The 6,695-nt window shown below is 63.0% G+C and carries 6 protein-coding genes and 1 pseudogene; 6 read left to right on the top strand and 1 reads right to left on the bottom strand.

What is annotated here, in order from left to right:
* Positions 1-342 (top strand): annotated as a pseudogene (locus QMZ05_RS18190) (acyl-CoA dehydrogenase); the annotation flags it as partial.
* A 19-nt stretch (positions 343-361) separates the two neighbouring features.
* Entirely contained in the window at positions 362-763 is a 402-nt protein-coding gene (locus QMZ05_RS18185; RefSeq protein ID WP_353701997.1) for a VOC family protein, read from the top strand.
* 273 nt (positions 764-1,036) lie between these two features.
* Here the strand turns inward: QMZ05_RS18185 and QMZ05_RS18180 are convergent, their stop codons facing one another.
* Complete coding sequence (locus QMZ05_RS18180) at positions 1,037-1,696, bottom strand: Spy/CpxP family protein refolding chaperone (protein WP_353702000.1); 660 nt, start codon at positions 1,694-1,696, stop codon at positions 1,037-1,039.
* A 544-nt stretch (positions 1,697-2,240) separates the two neighbouring features.
* Here QMZ05_RS18180 and QMZ05_RS18175 point away from each other — a divergent pair.
* The 4 genes from QMZ05_RS18175 (at position 2,241) to ugpC (ending at position 6,669) form a co-directional block, all read left to right on the top strand.
* Positions 2,241-3,581 (top strand): extracellular solute-binding protein, encoded by a 1,341-nt coding sequence (locus QMZ05_RS18175; RefSeq protein WP_353701996.1) that lies wholly within the window; start codon positions 2,241-2,243, stop codon positions 3,579-3,581.
* 116 nt (positions 3,582-3,697) lie between these two features.
* On the top strand, positions 3,698-4,636 hold the full coding sequence (locus tag QMZ05_RS18170) for a sugar ABC transporter permease (protein ID WP_353701995.1): 939 nt from the start codon (positions 3,698-3,700) through the stop codon (positions 4,634-4,636).
* Positions 4,636-5,547: a carbohydrate ABC transporter permease gene (locus tag QMZ05_RS18165; protein ID WP_353701994.1), complete on the top strand. Its 912-nt coding sequence runs from the start codon at positions 4,636-4,638 to the stop codon at positions 5,545-5,547. Before QMZ05_RS18170 ends, QMZ05_RS18165 begins: the two co-directional genes overlap by 1 nt.
* A 21-nt stretch (positions 5,548-5,568) precedes the next feature.
* Complete coding sequence (gene ugpC / locus QMZ05_RS18160) at positions 5,569-6,669, top strand: sn-glycerol-3-phosphate ABC transporter ATP-binding protein UgpC (RefSeq protein ID WP_050423684.1); 1,101 nt, start codon at positions 5,569-5,571, stop codon at positions 6,667-6,669.
* The last annotated feature ends 26 nt before the right edge of the window (positions 6,670-6,695 follow it).

Below are 6,695 nucleotides of genomic sequence, written 5' to 3'. Positions count from 1 at the left end.
TCCGGCCTCGCCCAGGCCGAGGTCAATCTGCGCGCCGCCCGCGCCTTCCTGCTGCAATCGATGGCGGACATCTGGAAGGACCTGGTTGCCGGCCACAGCATCACGGTCGCACAGCGCATGACGATCCGGATGGCGGCGACGCACGCCATCCATAAGGCGCGCGAGGCCGTGGACTTCACCTACAACACGGCCGGCGCCACCGCGATCTTCGACGGCCACCCGCTGGAACGGCGCTTCCGCGACATCCACACCGTGACGCAGCAATTGCAGGGCCGTTTCAGCCATTTCGAGACCGTCGGCGCCTGGATGCTTGGCGTCGAGGCCGACCTCAGCTTCGTCTGAACTCTCAAGGAGAAGAACCATGCCGTTGGGCGGACTGCAGCATTTCACCATCGAACCGCAGGATCTGGAGAAGACCAAGGAGTTCTATTGCGATGTGCTCGGGCTCGAGAATGGCGACCGTCCGCCGCTCGATTTCCCCGGTTACTGGCTCTATTCCGGCGGCCAGGCCACTGTCCATTTGATGGGCACCCGCAAGCCGCGCGACGGCATCGTCGTACGCGGTACCGAGAAGAAATACGAAGACACCGGCCGGCTCGACCATATTGCCTTTGCCGCCACCGACGTCGACGCCGTGCGCAAGCGCCTGCAGGCGAAGAACGTCGCGTTCCGTGAGCAGATCGTGCCACGCACCGGCGACACCCAGATCTTCCTCTACGATCCTGACGGTGTCGGTGTGGAGCTGAACTTCCCCAAGAGCTGAACCGAAATGAGCTGAAGCGGCCTTCGCGGGATTACGTTGCTCAACAAGCGGCCGACGCAAGCGCCGGCCAATATTTCCCATAGCGAAATCGGTTCCCGACAAGGCCCAGACTCGGCCATCACTCGGGCGTGATCCGGTCGGTTTTTCTTCAACATTGAATGACGAATTAACCGGGCCGCGCCGCTGCGGCAGAATAGCCGGGTGCTGCGCCTTCAACCTACCCCAGGGCATGGTGGCCCGGCTATTCGTCCCCACTTCGCGGTCGAAAAGTCCTCAGTCTAGCCCGCGCTCGTGGCTGAGGCGGACCATTTCATTGATGAAGATTTGTTTCTGCTTGTCGTCGAGACTGGCATAAAGCGGCTCGGCCGCGTCGGCGACGCCGCGCTGATCGACCGCGCGATCATTGAGGAACTGGGCCTCGTTGCGCATCTGCTCGATGATGTCGTCGGGCGGATCGCGCTGCGCGCGTGCAATGCGCAAGTTGAGCCGGTCGGCGCCATTGTGCCCGAGATAGTGCATCGCACTGTTGAAGCCGGCCCAGTTCTTCTCCTGCTCCGGCGTCAGGTTGAGTTCCTTCTTGATCCGCTCGATGTTGGCGTCGCTATTGGCGACGATCTGTTCGGCCGTGAGTTGCGGTGCGCCGGCCTGGGTCAGGACGGTCGGCGCTTGCTTCGCGCCCTTGTCCTTGGCGGCAGCCTTGGCCGATTTGGCGGCTTTGGCGCCCTGCTTGTCACCGGACGCCGGAGCCTGTGCGTTCTTGCCGCTACCGGCATTCGGGTTGCCATTGTTGCCGGTCAACACCCCGGTCACGCCGGTCACAACCCCGACCACGCCGCCGATGGCTCCGCCCAGAACCCCGCCAACCGGTCCGGCAGCCTTGTTGCCTTCGCGCGCGCCCTGCTCGACACCCTGCACGATCTGCGCATCGACCATATGGGGCACTACAAGCAGCGTGACGGTGGCGGCCCCAACCGCGGCGCACAATCTCCATCGTGCTCGCAGCTTCGCTACGGGGATGAGCATGGTCGGGTCTCCGTGATCGATGGTGGATTGCAGAATAGAAGCGGGGGTAGGCTCGACGAATCCGACTTTATCGTCTCCACCTTCGGCAAGTCTATCGGCCGGGCTGGGCATCAACATGACCGAACACGGATCGGTCAGGCTTGGCCGGAAAGCTGCGGCTCAACCGCGCACCGGCCGCGATCACGGCCGCGCCAACCTTCGGGTGCGTCGCAGCATGATTGCAAGAAGCGCCGCAATCCCGCCGGCAATCGCGGTGACGTCGATGACGCTGCCTGCGATTTGACCACAACGTTAGTACTACGTGGCACAGGCATCTCGTTTCTCGACAGCCGCCGGCAATTCTGTTCTGATCGGTGTGAACGAAATCCCGCGACGTCGCGCGAACGCGACGCACAAAAACAACATCGGGATTCAAAAAAGTCTTTTGTCCGTCGGCTACCAGGGAGGGAATGCCATGTCACGGAAGAAGCTTTCGCGCCGAGAATTCGTTGCGGCGACAGCGCTGTCATCGGCGGCGCTCATCACAGCCCCCTACGTGCGTGGCGCCTACGCAGCCGGCAAGCTCTCGATGGGCTTCTGGGATCACTGGGTGCCGGGCGCGAACAGTGCCTCCACCGAGCTCGTCAATGAATGGGCCGCCAAGGAAAAGGTCGAGGTCCAGCTCGACTACATCACCAGCCAGGGCAACAAGAACATCGTCACCATCGCCGCCGAGGCGCAGGCGAAATCCGGTCACGATATCTTCCAGATGCCGACATGGTGGCCACAGGCCAATGCCGAGCTGCTCGAGCCGGTCAACGACATCATGGACCCGCTGATCAAGCTGAACGGCGACGTCAACGGCACGGTGAAGTATCTGGGCCAGGCCGACGGCAAATGGCTCGGTGTTCCCGCCAGCGTCGGCAGCCAGATCAAGGGCCCCTGCTCGCGCATCGACCTGATGAAGAAATACGCCAACATCGACGTCCAGGAGATGTACCCCGCTGGAAGCCCGCCGAAAGCTGATAACTGGACCCTCGACACGTTCCTCAAGGCGGCCGAAGCCTGCCACAAGGCGGGCTTCCCGTTCGGCATCGGCCTCGGCGAGACCAGCGACAGTGTCGACACCGCCGGCGCGATCTTCCAGTCGTTCGGCGCGCAGTTGGTCGATGCCAAGGGCAACCTCACGGTCAAGACCGACGCGGTGCGCCAGGCGCTCGACTACTACAAGAAGCTGATCGCCTTCCTGCCGCCTGACGTCTCGGCGTGGGACGATGCCTCCAACAACAAGTGGCTGGTCGCGGGCAAGGGCTCGATGATCTTGAATCCCCCGAGCGCGTGGGCGGTCGCCAAGCGCGATGCCCCTCAGGTCGCGGAGCAATGCTGGACGCACGGGTTCCCGGCGGGGCCGAAGGGACGCTTCGCACCCTACCTGCCGTTCTTCTGGTCGATCTGGTCGTTCTCCAAGAACAAGGAGGCGGCCAAGAGCCTGCTGTCGTTCCTGTCACAACCCGCATCGATCGAGAAGATGGTGGTTGCGAGCGGCGGCTACGACCTGCCGGCTTACGAAAAGCTCACGACGCTGAAGGTCTGGGAAGAGATCGGACCACCGAAGGGCACGCTCTACCACTACCCGAACCCCTACAAGCACCAGACGCTATCGATCGCGGCCTCGCCCGCGCCGCCCAAGGTCGCCCAACAGATCTACTTCCAGGCCACGCTGACCAAGATGTGCCTGCGGTACCACCAGGGTGAGGCCATGGAAAAGACGCTCGCCTGGGCCGAAGGCGAGTGCGAAGGCTTCATGCGAAGCTGACGACAGGCGAGCTCTCGCGCGACCGCCTTTAGTACTGGCCGCGCGAGTTCTCGTCTCTACTTCCCGGCCGCCGAACCGGCGAGCTGTGCAACCAACCCGCGCGAGGGACCTGCGTTATGGTTGATGTCGCATTCCAGCCCAACCGCACAGCGGCGGCCCAGTCAGGGCGAAGGCGTGTCGGCCTGCGCAACGCGCTGCGGCGCAAGTCGATGTCGGCGTTCCTGATGACGCTGCCGTTGATCCTCCTGATCGCGATTCTGGTGATCTATCCGGCACTCTATTCCCTGCACCTCGCGACGCTGAACAAGGCGATGACGAAGTTCGTCGGCTTCGGCAATTTCGAGTTCCTGTTCAAGCGTGAAACCTTCTGGTTGGTGGTCAAGCAATCCTGCATTTTCGCGATCTCCGCGGTGATCTTCAAAGCGCTGATCGGCTTCATCGTTGCGCATTTCGTGCACAACGTCCCCGCCAACAAGCAGCGCAAGTGGCGCGGCATGCTGCTGGTGCCCTGGGTGATCCCGCCGGCCATGAGCACGCTGGCCTGGCTATGGCTGTTCGACCCCTCCTACAGCGCATTCAACTACACGCTGTCGTTCTTCGGCATCGGTCCGATTCCGTGGACCGGCGATGCGATGTGGGCGCGCTTCTCGGTGATCCTGGTCAACGTCTGGTACGGCGCGCCGTTCTTCATGATCATGTATCTGGCGGCATTGAAATCGGTACCCGAGCAGCTCTATGAGGCCGCCGCGATCGACGGCGCCAATTGGTGGCAGCGCATCTGGTACGTGACGCTCCCGATGATGCGCAACATCATCGCGATCACGACGCTGTTCTCGCTGATCGTGACCTTCGCGAATTTCGACATCGTGCGCATCCTGACCGCTGGCGGTCCGCTCGACCACACCCACATCTTCGCGACCTGGGCGTTCCGCGTCGGCATCGAGGGCAGCGACATTCCGCTCGGCGCCAGCGTCTCGCTGTTCATGGTGCCGATCCTCGCGATCGCGGCGATCTTCATCCTGCGCGACATCACCAAACGCGGGAACGAATCCTGATGAGCACGGTGACGATCGACAAGTCCGGACCGACCCGCAAGGTCAAATACGGCAGCATGAGCCGCGACCGGACCTGGGCGCTGCGCTGGTCCTACTTCTTCCTGATCCTGTTTGCGATCTTCTCGCTGACGCCGCCGCTCTACATGCTGATCACGTCGCTCAAGAGCAGCGCCGAGATCTCGGCGGCGACCAACCCGTGGTGGGTCTATCATCCGACACTCAGCAATTACATCGAGCTGCTCACCTCGAACCAGTTCCTGCGCTTCTTCTGGAATTCGGCCTGGGTCTCGATCATCGTGGTCACCATCACAATGCTGATCAGCGTGCCGGCCGCCTTCGCACTGGCGCGGATGAAATTCTGGGGCTCGGCGACGCTCGCGACCGGCGTGTTCCTCACCTATCTCATCCCCGACAGCCTGCTGTTCATCCCGCTGTTCAAGATGTTCGCGGTGTTCGGCGACTGGACCGGCATCCAGCTGGTCAATCGCTGGTACGTGCTGCTGTTCATCTATCCGACGCTGACGGTGCCGTTCTGCACCTGGATCATGATCGGCTATTTCGCCTCGATCCCGAAGGAGCTCGACGAGGCCGCGATCATCGATGGCGCGAGCTGGTTCCAGACGCTGACCCGGATATTCATCCCGGTCGCGCTGCCCGGCCTGATCGCGGCGACGATCTTCGCCTTCACGGTCTCCTGGGCCCAGTTCCTCTATCCCCTCGTGTTCACCACCTCGACCGACCAGCTGGTGCTGCCGGTCGGCATCATCACCACCCTGATCAAGGGTGACGTCTTCAATTGGGGACAGATCATGACCGGCGCCCTGCTCGGCGCCGCGCCGCCGCTGATCATCTACGCCTTCCTGATGGACTACTACATTGCCGGCCTGACCGCCGGTGCGACAAAGGGTTGAACGCGACAAGGATAGGAATTCATGGCCGACGTGAGTTTGCGCAAGGTGGTGAAGCGTTACGACGAGGTCGAGGCGGTGCGCGGCATCGACCTCGATATCGCCGACCATGAGTTCGTGGTGCTGGTCGGGCCGAGCGGCTGCGGCAAGTCGACGACGCTGCGGATGATCGCCGGCCTTGAGGACATTTCCGACGGCGACATCATGATCGGCGGCGATGTCGTCAACGACGTGCCGCCGAAGGACCGCGACATCGCGATGGTGTTCCAGAACTATGCGCTGTATCCGCACATGACCGTCGCGGAGAACATGTCGTTCGGGCTGCGGCTGAAGAACTACCCCAAGGCCGAGATCAAGAGCCGGGTCACCGAAGCCGCCCGGATGCTCGACATCACCGACCTGATCGACCGCAAGCCCAAGCAGCTCTCCGGCGGCCAGCGCCAGCGAGTGGCGATGGGCCGCGCCATCGTACGCAATCCGAAGGTGTTCCTGTTCGACGAGCCGCTGTCCAATCTCGACGCCAAGCTCCGGGTGCAGATGCGGATCGAGATCAAGAAGGTGCATCAGAAGGTCCGCACCACGACCGTCTACGTCACCCACGACCAGGTCGAAGCGATGACGCTGGCCGACCGCGTCGTGGTGATGAACCATGGCAGGATCGAGCAGATCGGCACGCCCAACGAGCTCTATCACAAGCCGGCGACCCGGTTCGTCGCGAGCTTCATCGGCTCGCCCGCGATGAACTTCGTGCCATGCCGGCTCGAGGACGTCGGCGGCAAGCTCAACGTGCGGCTGACCGACCGCCTCGCCTTCGCGCTGCCGCCCGCGCGCGCGGCCCGCTACCAGGCCCTCTCCCGCACCGACAGACTGCTGCTCGGCATCCGGCCCGAGCACGTCATGGAGGCGCGGCCGCATGCCGAACCGGGCGTCGAGCCGTTCGACGCGGTGCTCGACGTCACCGAGCCGATGGGGATGGAGACCCTGGTCTATTTCACGCTCGAGGGCAGCCAGGTCTGCGGCCGGGTCAGCCCCAATGCGGGCGCGCAGGATGGCAGCCCGCTCCGATTGGCTGTGGACCTCAACAATATGCATTTGCTAAACGAGGTGACCGGCGCCGTCCTTTGACGGCGCACAAAAAACCTCAAGGGCAG

This window comes from Bradyrhizobium sp. INPA03-11B (genome assembly GCF_040446015.1).
Taxonomy (GTDB): Bacteria; Pseudomonadota; Alphaproteobacteria; order Rhizobiales; family Xanthobacteraceae; genus Bradyrhizobium; species Bradyrhizobium macuxiense_A.
Note: the sequence above shows the minus strand (reverse complement) of the source record. Positions and strands in the feature narration are given on the sequence as shown.

What these genes read in the sequence shown, in the direction of transcription:
- QMZ05_RS18185 (WP_353701997.1), top strand. Translation starts at nt 362, where the DNA reads ATGCCGTTGGGCGGACTGCAGCATTTCACCATCGAACCGCAGGATCTG.
- QMZ05_RS18175 (WP_353701996.1), top strand. Translation starts at nt 2,241, where the DNA reads ATGTCACGGAAGAAGCTTTCGCGCCGAGAATTCGTTGCGGCGACAGCG.
- QMZ05_RS18180 (WP_353702000.1), bottom strand. Translation starts at nt 1,696, where the DNA reads ATGGTCGATGCGCAGATCGTGCAGGGTGTCGAGCAGGGCGCGCGCGAA.
- ugpC (WP_050423684.1), top strand. Translation starts at nt 5,569, where the DNA reads ATGGCCGACGTGAGTTTGCGCAAGGTGGTGAAGCGTTACGACGAGGTC.
- QMZ05_RS18170 (WP_353701995.1), top strand. Translation starts at nt 3,698, where the DNA reads ATGGTTGATGTCGCATTCCAGCCCAACCGCACAGCGGCGGCCCAGTCA.
- QMZ05_RS18165 (WP_353701994.1), top strand. Translation starts at nt 4,636, where the DNA reads ATGAGCACGGTGACGATCGACAAGTCCGGACCGACCCGCAAGGTCAAA.